This is a genomic window from Actinoplanes sp. M2I2 (genome assembly GCF_023544445.1).
In the GTDB taxonomy this organism is placed as follows: Bacteria; Actinomycetota; Actinomycetes; order Mycobacteriales; family Micromonosporaceae; genus Actinoplanes.
Genome location: NZ_JALPVJ010000001.1, coordinates 105,894 through 120,815, shown reverse-complemented (window position 1 = coordinate 120,815; position 14,922 = coordinate 105,894). Strand labels below are relative to the sequence as shown.

The window sequence follows — 14,922 nt, the reverse complement described above, 5'->3', positions numbered from 1 at the left end:
GGACTTAAGGGTCAAAACGGTATGAAACTCACCCGGCCCGCGCTCGTGGCACGCTAAGGACGTGTCAGAGACCGCGCCGGCCACCGGCGCCGCGAAGCCGCCACCGGCCGCCACCCTGCGCCGGATCGAACGGCACGCGGGCGCGCTGGCCACCTCGGCGGTCGCCCGCATGGACGAGACACTGCCCTGGTTCCGCGCGCTGCCGGCCGACCAGCGGTCCTGGGTCATGCTGGTCGCCCAGGCCGGCGTCCGGTCGCTGGTCGAGTGGCTGCGGTCGGGCGGCGTGGTCGCCGAGACCACGCAGGAGATCTCCGACGACGTCTTCGCCGCGGCGCCGCGCGCGCTGGCCCGGTTGCTCACGCTGACCCAGACCGTTCAGCTGATCAAGGTGACCATCGACGTGGCCGAGACGGAGGTGGCCGCCCTGGCCGCCCCGGGCGAGGAGGAGCCCCTCCTCCAGGCCATCCTCAAGTTCTCCCGGGAGATCGCCTTCTCGGCGGCCCGGGTCTACGCGCGCGCGGCCGAGTCGCGCGGGGCCTGGGACGCCCGCCTGCAGGCCCTGCTGGTCGACGCCCTGTTGCGCGGCGACTCCTCGGACGTGCTGGCCAGCCGGGCCGCCGCCCTCGGCTGGGCCGACGCCCCGCCGGTGGCCGTCGTGGTCGGCCGGTCACCCGGCGGCGACATCACCGCCGTCCTGCACGCGGTCTACCGGGCCGCCCGCCGCGCCCGCATCGAGGTGATCGGCGGCGTGCACGGCGACCGCCTGGTGGTGGTCATGGGCGGCGCGACCGACCCGGTGGCCACGGCCGAGGCGCTCGCGGTCAGCTTCGGGGCCGGTCCGATCGTGGTCGGCCCGGCCGTGCCGTCGCTCGACCAGGCCACCGAGTCGGCCCGCGCGGCTCTGGCCGGCTTCCGGGCGGCGCCCGCCTGGCCCGGCGCGCCCAACCCGGTGGCCGCCGACGACCTGTTGCCCGAACGCGTCCTGGCGGGCGACATGGACGCGCGCCGGGCGCTGCGGCACGACGCCTACGGCGCCCTCGCCCGGGCCGGCAGCGGCCTGCTGGAGACGCTGGACGCCTTCTTCGCCTCCGGCGGCGTGCTCGAAAGCGCGGCCCGTGAGCTCTACGTGCACCCCAACACGATCCGCTACCGCCTCAAGCGGGTCACCGAGGTGACCGGCCTGTCGCCGCTCGACGGCCGCGACGCGTTCGCCCTGCGGATCGCCCTGACAGTGGGCCGTCTCGATCCTGCGACATAACTCACTGCAGCGGATGAGAGATCGTTCAGCTTCTGAAGGCCCCTCAAAAGAGGACTATTAAGGACGATTAACGGAGGCGTTTGTAGGGTTCCTACAATCGCTGTCGTAGGGTTTGGTGGCCGCCGTCAACCCCGCAACCGCGACCGATCCGGAAGAGTCGAGGACGTGCTCGCCGTACTCTCCCCCGGCCAGGGTTCCCAGAAACCCGGCTTCCTGATCCCCTGGCTCGATCTGCCCGGCGCCGAGACCAAGCTGCGCTGGTGGTCGGCTCTGGCCGGCGTGGACCTGGTGCACCTGGGCACCGAGGCCGGCGCCGAGGAGATCAAGGACACCGCCCGTACCCAGCCTCTGCTGGTCGCCGCTTCGCTGCTCGCCGCGGGCCGGCTGCCGCTGGAGCGCGTCGACGTGGTCGCCGGGCACAGCGTGGGTGAGCTGGGCGCCACCGCGATCGCCGGGGTCCTGCCCGCCGAGGCCGCGATCGCCCTGGCCGGGGTGCGCGGCCGCGAGATGGCCGCCGCCTGCGCCCTCGAGCCCACCGGCATGAGCGCCGTCCTCGGCGGCGACCCCGAAGAGGTCCTCGCGGCCATCGACAAGCAGGGCCTGCACCCGGCCAACCGCAACGGAGCCGGCCAGATCGTGGCGGCCGGGTCGCTGGACGGGCTGGCCCGGCTCGCGGCCGAGCCGCCCGCCAAGGCGCGGATCATCGCGCTCCAGGTGGCCGGCGCCTTCCACACGCCCTACATGGCGCCCGCCGAGGCCGCGCTGGACGCGATCGCCGGCGGTGTCACCGTCACCGGCCCGGCCCGCACCCTGCTGTCCGACCTCGACGGCGCCGCCGTGACCGACGGCGGCGACATGGTCCGGCGCCTGGTCCGCCAGGTGACCGCACCGGTGCGCTGGGATCTCGTGATGCGCACGCTGGCCGGCCTCGGTGTCACCGGCGTGCTCGAACTTCCGCCCGCCGGCACGCTCGCCGGGCTGGTCAAGCGCGAGCTCAAGGGCGAAGGGGCCCCCGAGATCGTCACCCTCAACACGCCGGACGACCTGCCCGCCGCCCAGGATCTGATCGCCCGGCACGGTGGACACCCGATCGAAGGAGCACCACGATGACCGCCGGCACCCGGATTCTCGCGATGGGCCACTATCAGCCCTCGCGCGTCGTCACCAACGACGACCTAGCGGCGACGATCGACACGAACGACGAGTGGATCAAGAGCCGGGTCGGCATCGCCGAGCGGCGCATCGCCGACGGCGAGTCGGTCGCCGACATGGCCACGTTCGCGGCCGAGAAGGCGCTGGCCGCCTCCGGCCTGACCGCCGCCGACATCGACCTGGTCACGGTGGCCACCTGCTCCGCGGTCGACCGGTGCCCCAACATCGCCACCCGGGTCGCGGCCCGGCTCGGCATCACCGCCCCGGCCGCGTACGACCTGAACACGGCCTGCTCCGGGTTCTCGTACGCCCTGGGCACGGCCGACCACGCGATCCGGGCCGGCGCCTCGCGCAACGCCCTGGTCATCGGGGCCGAGAAGCTGTCGGACGTCACCGACTGGACCAACCGCACGACCGCCGTGCTCTTCGGCGACGGCGCGGGCGCCGCGGTCGTCACCGGCGTGGCCGACGGCGAGCAGCCCGGCATCGGCCCGGTCCTGTGGGGCTCGGCCCCCGACAAGGGCGACGCGCTGCGGATCGAGGGCTGGCAGCCCTACATCGAGCAGGACGGTCAGACGGTCTTCCGCTGGGCGACCACCGCGCTGGCCCCGTTCGCGCTCGAGACCTGCGAGAAGGCCGGCGTGAAGCCCTCCGAGCTGGCCGCCTTCGTGCCCCACCAGGCCAACACCCGGATCATCGACGGCATCGTCAAGCGGCTCGGTCTGGGTCCCGAGGTCGTCGTGGCCAAGGACATCGTCCACTCGGGCAACACCTCCGCGGCCAGTGTGCCGCTGGCCCTGTCGAAGCTGATCGAGAGCGGCGGGGTCGCCTCGGGCGCCCCGGTGCTGCTCTTCGGCTTCGGCGGCGGCCTCACCTACGCCGGCCAGGTCGTCCGCTGTCCGTAAGCGTTCTTCCTGTCGGAGCAGTCCCCACCATCGAGAGGAACTACCAGTAATGGCTACTCGCGAAGAGATCACCTCCGGCCTCGCCGAAATCCTCGAGGAGGTCGCCGGGGTGAACCCGGACGACGTCGCCGAGGAGAAGTCCTTCACCGACGACCTGGACGTCGACTCGCTGTCCATGGTCGAGGTCGTGGTGGCCGCCGAGGAGAAGTTCGGCGTCAAGATCCCCGACAACGAGGTCCAGAACCTCAAGACCGTCGGCGACGCCGTGACCTACATCGAGGCGAACCACTGACATGAGCAACGTCGACGTCGTCGTCACCGGGCTCGGCGCGACCACCCCGTTGGGCGGGGACGTCGCGTCCACCTGGGACGCCATGCTCGCCGGCCGCTCCGGGGTGGGTCGCCTCACCCTGGAGTGGGCCGAGCAGCTCACGGTCAAGATCGGGGCCCAGCTCAAGGTCGACCCGTCCGAGGTCATCGAGCGGGTGCGGATGCGCCGGCTCGACCGCTCCGAGGCGATCGCGCTGATCGCCGCGAAGCAGGCCTGGGCCGACGCCGGCCTCGAGGGGTCGGAGATCGACAAGGAGCGTCTGGCCGTCAGCTTCGGCAGCGGCATAGGGGGTGCGCTCACGCTGCTCAACCAGGACGACATCCTCGAGGCGTCGGGGCAGCGCAAGGTCAGCCCGCACACGGTGCCGATGCTCATGCCCAACGGCCCGGCGGCCTGGGTCGGCATCGAGCTCGGCGCGCAGGCCGGGGTGCACGCCATGGCCAGCGCCTGCGCGACCGGCGCCGAGGCCATGTCGCTGGGCCTCGACATCATCCGCTCCGGCCGGGCCGACGTGGTCGTGGCCGGCGGCACCGAGGCGGTCATCCACCCGCTGCCGTACGCGGGGTTCGCCAACATGCGGGCCATGTCGACGCGCAACGACGAGCCGGAGAAGGCCTCCCGCCCCTGGGACAAGGGACGCGACGGCTTCGTCTTCGGCGAGGGCGCGGGCGCGCTGGTGCTCGAGCGCGAAGACCACGCGAGGGCTCGCGGCGCGCGGATCTACGCCCGGCTCGCCGGCGCCGGCATCACGTCGGACGGTTACGACATCGTCCAGCCCGACCCGGAGTGCAAGGGCGGCGCCCGCGCGATGACCCGGGCGATCCGCGACGCCGGGCTGACCGGCGCCGACATCGTCCACGTCAACGCGCACGCCACCTCCACGCCGGTCGGTGACATGGGTGAGATCGTCGGCATCAAGGCGGCGATCGGCACCCACCCGGTGATCACCTCGACCAAGTCGATGTCCGGCCACCTGCTGGGCGCGGCCGGGGCTCTCGAGTCGATCGCCACCATCATGGCCATCCGGGAGAGCGTGGTTCCCCCCACGATCAACCTGGACGACCCGGACGACAAGCTCGACCTCGACGTGGCGGCGCACAAGGCCCGCCAGCTCGACATCCCCGCAGCCATGAACAACTCGTTCGGCTTCGGCGGTCACAACGTCGCGCTGGTCTTCACCCGCGTCTGATCATTCGCCGGAAGCCCGGCCGTCTCCTGGAGTTTCCGGGGACGGCCGGGCTTCGCCGTCAGCAGGCGGTGCGGGGCAGCCCGGTGACAGCCACCGGGCTCCGGCCGGGCGCCTGGGCCTTGCCGGCCAGCACGGCGGCCAGGGCGTTCAGCGAGAGCTTGCTCGACGAGTACGTGGCGACGAGCACCGGTGACCGGGACGAGGCCAGCAGGTGCGGCGTGTCCATCATGACGGTGACCCGGGCCGCCGGATCCAGGTCGACGGACTTGTCCCCGTACCCGACGAGGCGCACCACCGCCCCGCCGGCCGCCTGCACCTTGAAGCCCTGCGCCTGCAGCGCGCGGACCAGGTTGACCCGCGCCACCTCACGGTCGCCCGGCGCGGTGACCGTGACCGGGCCGCTCAGCAACGCCCCCGAGCAGGGTCCGCGCAGCACGGTGATCGAGGCGGCGTCCAGGGCCGCCACCGCCTTCTCGTGCTCCGGCGAGCCCACCACGGCCAGCTCGGGCCGGGTCCGCGCGGCGGTGCGGAACTTCATTGTGAGGATCCGGGTGACCGCCTCGACCAGCCGCTCCTTCTTGAGCGAGCCGCCTTTGAGACCGGCCAGGATGCCGTCGCGGGCGGCGCCGAGGTTCGGCGGCATGAGCAGCATGTCGTTGCCGGCGTTGAGCGCCCGCACCGCAGCCTCGCCCGGCGGCCACTTCATCGCCGGCGGCATGTTCATCGCGTCGGTGACCGCGACGCCGGTGAACTTGAGCTGCCCCCGCAGCACGTCGGTCATGATCTTCTTGGAGAAGGTGGCCGGCACGCCCTTGTCCAGCGCTCGCACGTCGAGGTGGCCGGACATCACCACACCGGCCCCGGCGCCCACGCCGGAGCGGAACGGCGGCAGATCCTGTGCGGTCCAGGCGGCCCGGCTCTGCGAGATCACCGGCAGCCCCTCGTGGCTGTCCCCGCTGGTGTGCCCGTGGCCCGGGAAGTGCTTGAGGCCGGCCGCCACGCCGGCCCCCTCGAGCCCGCGCACGGCCGCCGCGACCTGCTGGGCGTTCGCCTGCGGGTCGGAGCCGAACGCGCGCGAGCCGATCACCGTGTTGGCCGGCGGGCCGAGGGTGTCGGCGACCGGCGCGAAGTCGACGGTGACGCCCATCGCGGCCAGCTCCTCGCCGGCCGCCCGCCACGCCGCCTCGGTCAGCCCGGGCTGCGCCGCGGCGCCCGCCCCCATCGCCGAGGGCAACATGGTCACGCCCTCGGTGATGCGGGTGACCACCCCGTACTCCTGATCCGTGCCGATCATCAGCGGGGCGCCGCCGGGCAGTTTCCGGGCGGCCTCCTGCAGGCCGTCGGTCAGCTTGCGGACCTGCTCGGGGTTCTCCACGTTGGTCGTGGGGTTGGTCGCGCCGGTCGGGTCCTTGGCGGTGAAGCTGACGAGGATCAGGCCGCCCAGGCGGTACTTGGCGATCATCTCGGCGGGCGTGTCCACCCCGGCGAGACCCTGGTTGCCGGCGGCCGAGCCCTTGTCCACGACCGTGGCCGAACTGCCGTAGGCGTACGGCATGAGAACCTGACCGGCCAGGTCGGTGTCGCTCATCGCGGCCACGGCGGCGGCCGCCCGCGCCGAGGGATCTCCCGACGGGCTCGGGCTCGGATCCGAGGGCGCAGCCGACGGAGGCGGCGCCGCGGGTGCGCTCGCCGCGGGCTCCGGTTCCTCGTCCGAGCCGCACGCCGCCGCCGCGAGCAGCAACGGCACGACCAGAGCGGCCCGCACGGCCGCCATCTTCTTCGGACCCGCCGGTGTCATCACGCCCGCCATCGAATCAGCACGCGGTTGCCGGGGCATCCCGGGGGGCCGAACTACGGCGCATCCCGGGGGGGCCGAACTACGGCGCATCCCGGGGGGGCCGAACTACGGCGCGCTCGAGCACCGGAGCCGGGCCACGGCATGGCCGAGCCGCGACCTGGCCGCACTCGGACACACGCCCCGGGCCGGCTCCGGCGTGGCGGACGCACGGCCGATCCGTAAAAGTGGATCATGACCGTACGGGATCAACCCACCCGGGTCAGCAACGTCACCGGTGCGCCGTCGCCGGCGTACCGGTAGGGCTCCAGTTCGGCGTCCCAGGCCGTGCCGAGCGCCTTTTCCAGGGCATGCGCGAGCGCCTCGGGCGCCCGCGCGGAGGCCATGATGGCGCGCAGCCGGTCCTCGCCGATCTGGATGTCGCCCGACGCGCCCATGATCCCGTGGAAGAGGCCTCGACCGGGGACATGCATGAAACGCTCGCCGTCGACTCCGGGACTGGGTTCCTCGGTCACCTCGAAACGGATCATGGGCCACTGCCTGAGGGCAGCAGCCAGCTCGGCGCCAGTACCGGCCCGCCCGGTCCAGCTGCACTCGGCGCGCCGCATGCCGGGATCAACCGGCTGCGCCGTCCAGTGCAGGGTGACCGGCGCGGTCAGTACGCGCGCGATCGCCCACTCGACGTGCTGGCACACGGCGAGTGGAGTCGAGTGGACGTATACGACGCCACACGTTGGCACGGTGACCTCCCGGAGACCGAGGTGCGTCTTCCCCTACGACCTCGACCGCGGTTGATCGTGTCCCATGATGCCGGTTGGTACGGATGGTGCGCCAGAGAATCGGCAACATCGACATCGGCTCGGCCGTAGCGGCACACCCTGAACAACGCTTCAACCTGCTCGGACGGCACGGTCCCGCCGGTATCGTGTAGAGTTACCAAGGCCTTTTTTCTGCTTTCTCCAAGGAGTCCCGCCGTGGCGAGCAACACCTCAAAGACCGCCCGCGCATCAGTCCGCGCGGGCCAGGGAACGGGCGGCGCGCTCAGCGTGCTCGGCGAGTACAAGTACGTCATCCCGCTCGCCAAGGGTCGCTTCGCGTACGTGCGGAACCTGACCAACGGCAAGACCGCGCACCTCAAGACCGACTCGGACGCCTTCGTCGAGGAGATCCGCGTCCTGGCTGCCGCCGGCCACGGTGCCAAGATCCGTGCCGAGCTGACCGCTCTCGACGAGGCCCACCCGCAGGACGGCTGGGGCGCGACCGAGAAGCGTCTCGCCGAAGCCGGCATCTTCGAGGGCTGAGCGTCCCCGACGTCAAGGCGCCCGCCGGCCATCGGCCGACGGGCGCCTTTTCATTTGGTGAATCTCAGCCCATGCGTCGAGGATCGGTGCATGAAGATCACCGAGGCATGATCACGACTTAACGGGCGATCAGGGCAGCAGCTCGACCAGTCCCGTGTCCAGGTCGTAGACGGCGCCCACCAGACCGGCCCGCCCGCCGGCCACCGCGTCGGCCACCACGTCCACCGCGTTCAGCCGGCGAACCGTGCGGCCCACGTGGGCACGCATCGCCTTCTCGGAGGCCTCGGGGTCGTCGACGCCGACGGCCCGGACGGCCGGGGCGATCTCGTCGACCAGGTAGCCGATCTCGCCCGCCGGCACCTCCCCGGCCCGTAGCGCCGCGACGGTGGCGCTCACGGCCCCGCAGCGCTTGTGGCCCAGCACCATGATCAGCGGGACGCCCAGCTCGGCGACCGCGAAGCTGACCGAGCCCAGCACGGCCCGGTCGAGCACGTGCGCACCCGAGCGCACCACGCAGATCGAGCCGAACGTCTGGTCGAAGATCGCCTCAAGCGGCACCCGGGAATCGATGCAACCGAGGACGACGGCGTGCGGCTGCTGGCGGCCCGACGCCGCGGCGGCCGCCGAGACCTGATGGCCGTGCTCGGGGCGGGCGCTGACGAACCGCTTGTTGCCGGCGAGCAGCTCGGCCAGGGCTTCGTCGGCGTTCGTGATCGGAACGGCGGGCCCCGCCGACGGATCGGTCGTCATACGAGTGATTCTCACCCAATTCGCGCTCTCGGACAGTGAGTGCGAGCCAACTCACGTTCCGCACGGAAATTTTCGGCCCGGTCGCGTCGATTCTGCCGATGGCTTTTCGAGTGATCACGAGTGATGCTTATTACCCGTGGGTACAACGGGGTTGTGCGGATCTCGGAGGTGCCCATGTCGGAGCGATCGGAGTTGACCCTTCCCGACGGGGTCACGTTGCACGTCGAAGTCCATGGCCCCGCGAACGCCCCGGTCACCGTGGTGCTCACGCACGGCTGGTGCCAGGACAGGCGGACGTGGCAGCACCAGGTGGCCGCCCTGCGCGTGCTCGGCGCCCGCCGTCCCCGCGTCATCACGTACGACAGCCGGGGGCACGGTCGATCCGGCGCCACCCACCTCGCCCGGGCCACCCTGGGCCAGCTCGGCGACGACCTCGCCGAGGTGCTGCGGCGGTACGCCCCTACCGGCCCGGTCGTCCTGGGCGGGCACTCCATGGGCGGCATGACGATCATGGAATACGCCCACGCCCACTCCAGGACCTTCGCCGAGCGGGTGGCCGGGCTGCTCCTCGTCTCCACGACCGCCGAGGGCCACACGCACACCCAGTACGGTCTGCCGTCCCGGCTGGCGGCGTTGCTGCGGGCCGGCGAGACCGTCGGCGCCGGCCTGCTGGCCCGGTCGGGCCCGTGGTGCCCGCACCGGGCGCTGGCCCCGGTCCTGCGCCCGGCGGTGCGCTGGTTGCTGTTCGGCGACGAGTGCGACGAGGCCGCCCTCGAGCTGGCCATGCGATCGTTCGGGCGCGCGTCGCTGCGGTCGATCGGCGGTTTCCGCCCGTCGATCGGCGCCCAGCAGCGCCTGGACACGCTGGCCGAGCTGGGCGACATGCCGGCCGCCGTGCTGGTCGGCCAGCGTGACCGGCTCACCCCGCCGGCCTGCTCCGAGTCGATCGCCCAGGCGTTGCCCGGTGCCGACCTGAGCGTGCTGGCCGGCGCCGGTCACATGTTGCCGCTGGAGCGCCCGCAGGAGGTCTCGGCCGCCCTGACCGCGATCGTCGAGCGGGTCACCCCGGCCAAGCGGAGCCGCCGGGCCCGGACCCGCCCGGCCACCCAGCTCAAGAAGGCGGCCTGAGGCCGGATCTCAGTCGGTCAGCGACTTGCCCAGGGCGTCCATCAGGTATTCGGTGCCCGCGCGGCGCTTGCCCGGGTCGTCCAGGCCGTCCAGATAGACGCCCTGCTCGGTGATGGCGAAGTCGGTGCCGCCGGACGGCGCCGGGCGGAACTCCACCGTGACGACCGAGACCGAGATGCGGTCGTCGTTCAGGGACATCTCGTACGTGTAGACGAGCCGCTCGGCCGGCACGATGTCGGTGTACGTGGCGGCGAAGCCGTACCGGTTGCCGTCGGCGAACACGGTCGTGGCCGTCTCCCGCCCACCCTCGCGGAAGTCGAAGGAGACCCCCTCCTGGACCGTCGCGGGGTCGGGCGAGCCGAACCACTTGGCCTTGGCCTCGGGGTCGGCGAACGCGCGGAAGACCCGCTCGGGCGCGGCGGCGTAGTGGCGCTCGATCCGGAACGTGTCGTGCTGGGCGGAACGCGGCGTCATGACTGGTCTCCTTCAGAGTCGAGCTCAGGGGTTTCGAGGTAGTCCCCGAGGCGGTCGAGGCGGCTCAGCCACTCGGCCCGGCGGTCGGCGATCCACTGCTCGGCGGCGTTCAGCGCGGCCGGCTCGAGGTGGCACGTGCGCACCCGGCCGCTCTTGGCCGAGCGCACCAGGCCGCTCTCCTCCAGCACCCGGAGGTGTTGCAGCACGGCCGGAAGCGACATCACCAGGGGCTCAGCCAGCTGTTTCACGGTGGCCGGGCCCCGGCTGAGCCGGTCGACCATGCTGCGGCGGCTGCCGTCGGCGAGCGCCGCGAACATCAGGTCGAGCGAGGGCGAATGGTTAAGCACCTGCTTAAGTATTGGGCTTGCCGCGCCGATGTCAAGACCGGGTGAGACGCGAGCCCCTCCGGAGGAGTAGGTTCGAGTGCTCCCTTTGTGCGAGCACGCTGCCCGAACGCGTGCACATGGGGCCGGAAAGTGAGATTCACCGAGTTGAGCGACGCCACCGTTCTGCAGCAGGAGATCGCGGTCGAGCAGCAGCATGTCGACCTCGTCTATGCCCGGCTCGCCGTGCTCCGCCGGGACGCCTCCCGCGCCGAGAAAGAGGGCTACCAACTGGCCGGCGTGGGCACCTTCGGCGCCCTGGTCGAACGCGACGCAATGGTCTTCCACGCCGCCCGCCGCCGGCACGCGCTCGATACCGAGTACGAAGGCCTGGTCTTCGGCCGTCTCGATCTGCTCACCGGCGCCACCCACTACGTCGGCCGCATGGGCATCCGGGACGACAACTCCCAGCCTCTGGTCGTCGACTGGCGCGCCCCGGCCGCCGCCGCCTTCTATCGCGCCACCCCGGCCGAGCCGCTCGGCGTGGTGCGCCGGCGGATGATCCAGTCGAGCCGCGAGCGCGTCACCGGCATCGAGGACGACCTGCTCGATCCCGAGGCGGCGCCGGCCGACATGCGCGTGGTCGGCGACGGCGCGTTGCTGGCCAGCCTGTCCAAGGCGACCGGCCGCGGGATGCGTGACATCGTCGCGACGATCCAGCGCGAACAGGACGAGGCGATCCGCTCCACTGCCTCGGGCGTGACGATCGTGACGGGCGGACCGGGCACGGGCAAGACCGCGGTGGCCCTGCACCGGGCGGCCTACCTCCTCTATTCCGACCGCAACCGGTTCGCCGGCGGCGGCATCCTGGTGATCGGCCCGTCCGGCGTCTTCGTCGACTACATCGCCACCGTCCTGCCCTCCCTGGGCGAGGACACGGCGACTCTGCGCTCGCTGGGCACGCTGGTTCCCGGCTACAACGCGACGCGGGTCGACTCGAGCGACGTCGCGGCGATCAAGGGCTCGCTGCGGATGCGACGGGTGCTCGAGCGGGCCTCGCACGACGCCGTGCCCGACGGCCCGACCGAGTTGCGCCTTCTCTACCGAGGCACGCTGCTGCGGCTCGGCGCCGGCGACCTCGATCGGATCCGCCGGGCGGCGCTGCCCCGCGGCGCCCGGCGCAACGAGGTACGCGGCGCCGGCTTCGACCGCCTGTTCGACGCGCTCTGGTCGCAGGTCCGTCAGCACAAGGTCTCCGGCCTGCCCGAGAAGCCGGATTTCGAGGCCGAGCTGGCCGACCGCTCCGAGTTGCGCGAGTTCCTCAAGGCCTGGTGGCCGCGGTTCACGCCGATGCGGGTGCTGCGCTGGCTCGCGGTTCCGGAACGGCTCCGGTCGTACGCCCATGGCCTGCTCTCCAACGAGGAGATCACCCGCCTGCAAAGGTCGTTCCAGGCGCTCGACGCCGAGGGCCCGACCATCGCCGACGTGGCGCTGCTCGACGAGCTCGACGAGCTGATGGGTCGCCCCCGGCGGCCGCAGCGCAGGTCGTCGAACCCGTTCCACGTGCGCGACGGCGTCCAGGAGGTCAGCACGTTCGCCGACCGCCAGGCGGCGCAGCGCGCCCAGCAGGTGCAGCGCGAGGAGGACTACCGGGAGTACGCGCACGTGGTGGTCGACGAGTCGCAGGACGTCTCGCCGATGCAGTGGCGGATGATCGGGCGCCGCGGCACGTACGCGTCCTGGACGATCGTCGGCGACCCGGCGCAGACGGCCTGGGTCGGCGACCCGGTCGAGCTCGACCGGGCCCGCGACCGCGCGCTCGGCTCCCGCAAGCGCAACAGCTTCGCGTTGACCACCAACTACCGCAACTCGTCGGAGATCTTCGCGGTCGCGGCCTCGGTGATCAAGGCGATCATGCCGGATCTGCCGCTGCCGACCGCCGTGCGCAGCACCGGGGTGGACCCGGTGGATTCGGTGTCCGACCCGGCCAAGCTGCCCGCGACGGTCCGGGACGTGGCCGAGAAGCAGCTCGCCGAGGTCGACGGCACGATCGGGGTGATCACCCCGGTGACCCGCCGCGACGAGATGGCCGGCTGGGTCGCCGGCCTGCCGGAACGGGTCCAGGTGGTCACGGCGCTGGAGGCCAAGGGCATGGAGTACGACGCGGTGGTGCTGGTCGAGCCGAACTCCCTCACCCGGGATCCGGCCGGCATTCGCACCCTCTACGTCGCGTTGTCCCGGGCCACCCAGCGCCTGACCACCGTCGGAACCGATCCGGACTGGCGACCTCAGGGGATCGGCACGGCCACGGCGTTGTAGGTCGTGGTCGGCGTCGGGGTGGTCGTGAAGCGGGCGTTCGGCAGGTAGAACCGCTTGCCGAACTCGGCGATCGTGGTCGGCACGTCGAAGGACGGGCTGCCCGTCCGCGAGACGACCGTGCCCTCGGTGGCCCGGCGGTCCAGTTCGACCTTGGCGATCACGTTGAGCCGGTTCTGCACCACGTAGAGCGTGCGGCCGCGCAGCCACAGGCCGTCGCCGTTGACGACGGTCTCGGACCCGAGCGAGATCTCCTTGCTCGCGCCGTCGTAGCCGACGCGGAAGAGCTTGCCGAGGTTGGACTGCACGATGATCAGCCCACGGCCGTCCGGCGTACGGGAGATGCCGTTGGCGTTGTTGCCCGCGGCATACTCGATGTCGCCGCTCAGCGGCACGGCGACCGCCTCGGCCGGGAGGCTGCCCTTCTTGCCGAGCGGCAGCTTCCAGAGCACCGGGTTGGCCGAGTCGGTGAACCAGGCGGCGTCCCGGGTGAGCACGACGTCGTTGATGAACCAGGTGGAGGTGCCGGGGGCCTTGAGCGAGTACGACTTCAGCACCTTGCCGCTGCGCAGGTCGACGACCCGGGCGCTGCCCGCGGTGCCGCCGGCCACGAACAGCCTGTGGTCGTCGACCTTGAGGCCGAGCGACGGGTTGCCGGCGCCCGGGCCCTCGCTGAACACCGAACCCTTGCCGGTGCGCAGGCTGACCCGGTAGATGTCGCCGTCGACGCGGGAGCCGAAATAGGCGTACGGCTTGTTCCCGATGGCGATGCCTTCGGGCTGGAAGCCGGCCGGCAGCGCGAGCTCGGACGGCCACCGTTGGGAGGAGTGAGCCGCGGCCGGAGCTGCGCCGGCGAGCACGGCGAGCACCGTGGAGATGACAATCGCGAGAGTACGTCTGGACACGGATTTCCTTTCCAGGCGGAGCTTGCTGTCACCCCTTGCTTACCCCGTTTCCGGCAATCGGTTCGACGATCTTCTTCTTGCACACATAGCGATGTACGCATACATTGGTCGAAGCGCGGGGCGCCGACGGAGGGTTGAGGCATGGGAGCCGGGCACGATCACGGGGGCCAGGCGCTGCGAGCGGGGGCGAGACACCGCACGCGGCTCTGGTGGGCGGCCGGGCTGCTGGCCGGCTTCATGGTCGTCGAGGCGGTGGCCGCGCTCGCCACCGGCTCGCTGGCCCTGCTCTCCGACGCCGGCCACATGTTCACCGACGTGCTGGGCATCGCGATGGCCCTGGCCGCCATCACCGCGGCCGGCCGCGCCGCAACCGACTCGCAGCGCACCTTCGGCCTCTACCGCCTCGAGGTGCTCGCCGCGCTGGCCAACGCGGCCCTGCTCACCGGGGTCGCCGGCGTCGTCGTGGTGCAGGCCCTCCGCCGCTTCACCGACCCGCCCGAGGTGCCGGCCGGCTCGATGCTGATCGTCGCGGTGGGCGGCCTGGTGATCAACCTCATCGCGTTCGGCCTGCTGCGGGGCGGCGCCCAGGAGAGCATCAACGTGCGCGGCGCCTACCTCGAGGTGGTGGGCGACCTGCTCGGCTCGGTCGGCGTCATCGTGGCCGCCGCGATCATCGGGCTCACCGGGTGGGCGTACGCCGACCCGATCGTGGCCGTGGTGGTCGCGCTCATGATCCTGCCGCGGACCTTCGCGCTCGGCCGCTCGGCCGTGCGCATCCTCGTGCAGGCCGCTCCCGAGCACCTCGACATCACCCGGGTGCGCGCCCGCCTGGCCGCCGTGCCGGGCGTCTGCGACGTGCACGACCTGCACGTGTGGACGCTGACCTCGGGCATGGACGTCGCGTCGGCCCACCTCAGCCTCGAGCCTCAGGCCGAGCTCGGCGCCGTCCTGTCCACTGCCCGCGAGGCCCTGCACGACGACTTCCACATCGAGCACGCCACGCTTCAGGTGGAGCCGGTGGCCGCGGCGGGCGGGTGTTCTCCCGCCGGGTGGTGAGCCCGCGGCTCACGTATGGCGATCATCACACTTCAGGGT

General features: G+C 72.0%; 15 protein-coding genes. 9 read left to right on the top strand and 6 right to left on the bottom strand.

Translation table 11 applies throughout. The annotated features are described in order from the left end of the window. Nucleotides 1-169: 169 nt before the first annotated feature. The 5 genes from HJC40_RS00590 to fabF all read left to right on the top strand — a co-directional run bounded on the left by HJC40_RS00590 (nucleotide 170) and on the right by fabF (nucleotide 4,835). The gene (locus tag HJC40_RS00590; RefSeq protein ID WP_308200833.1) at nucleotides 170-1,258 is read left to right on the top strand and encodes a helix-turn-helix domain-containing protein; all 1,089 of its coding nucleotides are present in this window, start codon (nucleotides 170-172) and stop codon (nucleotides 1,256-1,258) included. Between the two features lie 165 nt (nucleotides 1,259-1,423). Then, nucleotides 1,424-2,368: an ACP S-malonyltransferase gene (locus tag HJC40_RS00585; protein WP_249997609.1), complete on the top strand. Its 945-nt coding sequence runs from the start codon at nucleotides 1,424-1,426 to the stop codon at nucleotides 2,366-2,368. Beyond that, the gene (locus HJC40_RS00580; RefSeq protein ID WP_249997608.1) at nucleotides 2,365-3,315 is read left to right on the top strand and encodes a beta-ketoacyl-ACP synthase III; all 951 of its coding nucleotides are present in this window, start codon (nucleotides 2,365-2,367) and stop codon (nucleotides 3,313-3,315) included. Before HJC40_RS00585 ends, HJC40_RS00580 begins: the two co-directional genes overlap by 4 nt. Nucleotides 3,316-3,364: 49 nt before the next feature. Further along, entirely contained in the window at nucleotides 3,365-3,607 is a 243-nt protein-coding gene (locus HJC40_RS00575) for an acyl carrier protein (RefSeq protein ID WP_203788909.1), read from the top strand. A 1-nt stretch (nucleotide 3,608) separates the two neighbouring features. Beyond that, entirely contained in the window at nucleotides 3,609-4,835 is a 1,227-nt protein-coding gene (gene fabF, locus HJC40_RS00570) for a beta-ketoacyl-ACP synthase II (RefSeq protein WP_249997607.1), read from the top strand. Nucleotides 4,836-4,893: 58 nt separating this feature from the next. Here the strand turns inward: fabF and HJC40_RS00565 are convergent, their stop codons facing one another. Both HJC40_RS00565 and HJC40_RS00560 read right to left on the bottom strand, forming a co-directional pair. Next, nucleotides 4,894-6,645 (bottom strand): glycoside hydrolase family 3 protein, encoded by a 1,752-nt coding sequence (locus HJC40_RS00565; RefSeq protein WP_374271040.1) that lies wholly within the window; start codon nucleotides 6,643-6,645, stop codon nucleotides 4,894-4,896. A 233-nt stretch (nucleotides 6,646-6,878) separates the two neighbouring features. Next, nucleotides 6,879-7,370, bottom strand: coding sequence for a DUF3145 domain-containing protein (locus tag HJC40_RS00560; protein ID WP_249997606.1), 492 nt, complete (start codon nucleotides 7,368-7,370; stop codon nucleotides 6,879-6,881). Nucleotides 7,371-7,604: 234 nt separating this feature from the next. On the opposite strand from HJC40_RS00560, the gene HJC40_RS00555 reads away from it, so the two are divergent. Then, entirely contained in the window at nucleotides 7,605-7,931 is a 327-nt protein-coding gene (locus HJC40_RS00555) for a hypothetical protein (protein WP_249997604.1), read from the top strand. Between the two features lie 129 nt (nucleotides 7,932-8,060). Here the strand turns inward: HJC40_RS00555 and HJC40_RS00550 are convergent, their stop codons facing one another. Continuing rightward, nucleotides 8,061-8,681 carry a carbonic anhydrase gene (locus tag HJC40_RS00550; RefSeq protein ID WP_249997602.1) on the bottom strand — a complete coding sequence of 207 codons (621 nt, stop codon included), beginning with the start codon at nucleotides 8,679-8,681 and terminating at the stop codon, nucleotides 8,061-8,063. A 174-nt stretch (nucleotides 8,682-8,855) separates the two neighbouring features. Between HJC40_RS00550 and HJC40_RS00545 the strand changes: the two genes are divergently transcribed. Beyond that, nucleotides 8,856-9,809 carry an alpha/beta fold hydrolase gene (locus HJC40_RS00545; protein ID WP_249997600.1) on the top strand — a complete coding sequence of 318 codons (954 nt, stop codon included), beginning with the start codon at nucleotides 8,856-8,858 and terminating at the stop codon, nucleotides 9,807-9,809. A 9-nt stretch (nucleotides 9,810-9,818) separates the two neighbouring features. Here the strand turns inward: HJC40_RS00545 and HJC40_RS00540 are convergent, their stop codons facing one another. Continuing rightward, on the bottom strand, nucleotides 9,819-10,283 hold the full coding sequence (locus HJC40_RS00540) for an SRPBCC family protein (protein WP_249997598.1): 465 nt from the start codon (nucleotides 10,281-10,283) through the stop codon (nucleotides 9,819-9,821). Then, nucleotides 10,280-10,630: a metalloregulator ArsR/SmtB family transcription factor gene (locus HJC40_RS00535; protein WP_249997596.1), complete on the bottom strand. Its 351-nt coding sequence runs from the start codon at nucleotides 10,628-10,630 to the stop codon at nucleotides 10,280-10,282. Before HJC40_RS00535 ends, HJC40_RS00540 begins: the two co-directional genes overlap by 4 nt. A 144-nt stretch (nucleotides 10,631-10,774) precedes the next feature. Between HJC40_RS00535 and HJC40_RS00530 the strand changes: the two genes are divergently transcribed. After that, a complete protein-coding gene (locus HJC40_RS00530) occupies nucleotides 10,775-12,925 on the top strand; it encodes an AAA family ATPase (RefSeq protein WP_249998194.1) in 2,151 nt (716 codons plus the stop codon). Here the strand turns inward: HJC40_RS00530 and HJC40_RS00525 are convergent. Further along, entirely contained in the window at nucleotides 12,895-13,827 is a 933-nt protein-coding gene (locus HJC40_RS00525) for a superoxide dismutase (RefSeq protein ID WP_249997594.1), read from the bottom strand. The two genes, HJC40_RS00530 and HJC40_RS00525, sit on opposite strands and share 31 nt — an antisense overlap. Before the next feature lie 141 nt (nucleotides 13,828-13,968). Here HJC40_RS00525 and HJC40_RS00520 point away from each other — a divergent pair, with 141 nt between their 5' ends. Then, complete coding sequence (locus HJC40_RS00520; RefSeq protein ID WP_249997593.1) at nucleotides 13,969-14,883, top strand: cation diffusion facilitator family transporter; 915 nt, start codon at nucleotides 13,969-13,971, stop codon at nucleotides 14,881-14,883. Nucleotides 14,884-14,922: the final 39 nt, after the last annotated feature.

What these genes read in the sequence shown, in the direction of transcription:
- HJC40_RS00540 (WP_249997598.1), bottom strand. Translation starts at nt 10,283, where the DNA reads ATGACGCCGCGTTCCGCCCAGCACGACACGTTCCGGATCGAGCGCCAC.
- HJC40_RS00545 (WP_249997600.1), top strand. Translation starts at nt 8,856, where the DNA reads ATGTCGGAGCGATCGGAGTTGACCCTTCCCGACGGGGTCACGTTGCAC.
- HJC40_RS00580 (WP_249997608.1), top strand. Translation starts at nt 2,365, where the DNA reads ATGACCGCCGGCACCCGGATTCTCGCGATGGGCCACTATCAGCCCTCG.
- fabF (WP_249997607.1), top strand. Translation starts at nt 3,609, where the DNA reads ATGAGCAACGTCGACGTCGTCGTCACCGGGCTCGGCGCGACCACCCCG.
- HJC40_RS00565 (WP_374271040.1), bottom strand. Translation starts at nt 6,645, where the DNA reads ATGGCGGGCGTGATGACACCGGCGGGTCCGAAGAAGATGGCGGCCGTG.
- HJC40_RS00575 (WP_203788909.1), top strand. Translation starts at nt 3,365, where the DNA reads ATGGCTACTCGCGAAGAGATCACCTCCGGCCTCGCCGAAATCCTCGAG.
- HJC40_RS00590 (WP_308200833.1), top strand. Translation starts at nt 170, where the DNA reads ATGGACGAGACACTGCCCTGGTTCCGCGCGCTGCCGGCCGACCAGCGG.
- HJC40_RS00520 (WP_249997593.1), top strand. Translation starts at nt 13,969, where the DNA reads ATGGGAGCCGGGCACGATCACGGGGGCCAGGCGCTGCGAGCGGGGGCG.
- HJC40_RS00550 (WP_249997602.1), bottom strand. Translation starts at nt 8,681, where the DNA reads ATGACGACCGATCCGTCGGCGGGGCCCGCCGTTCCGATCACGAACGCC.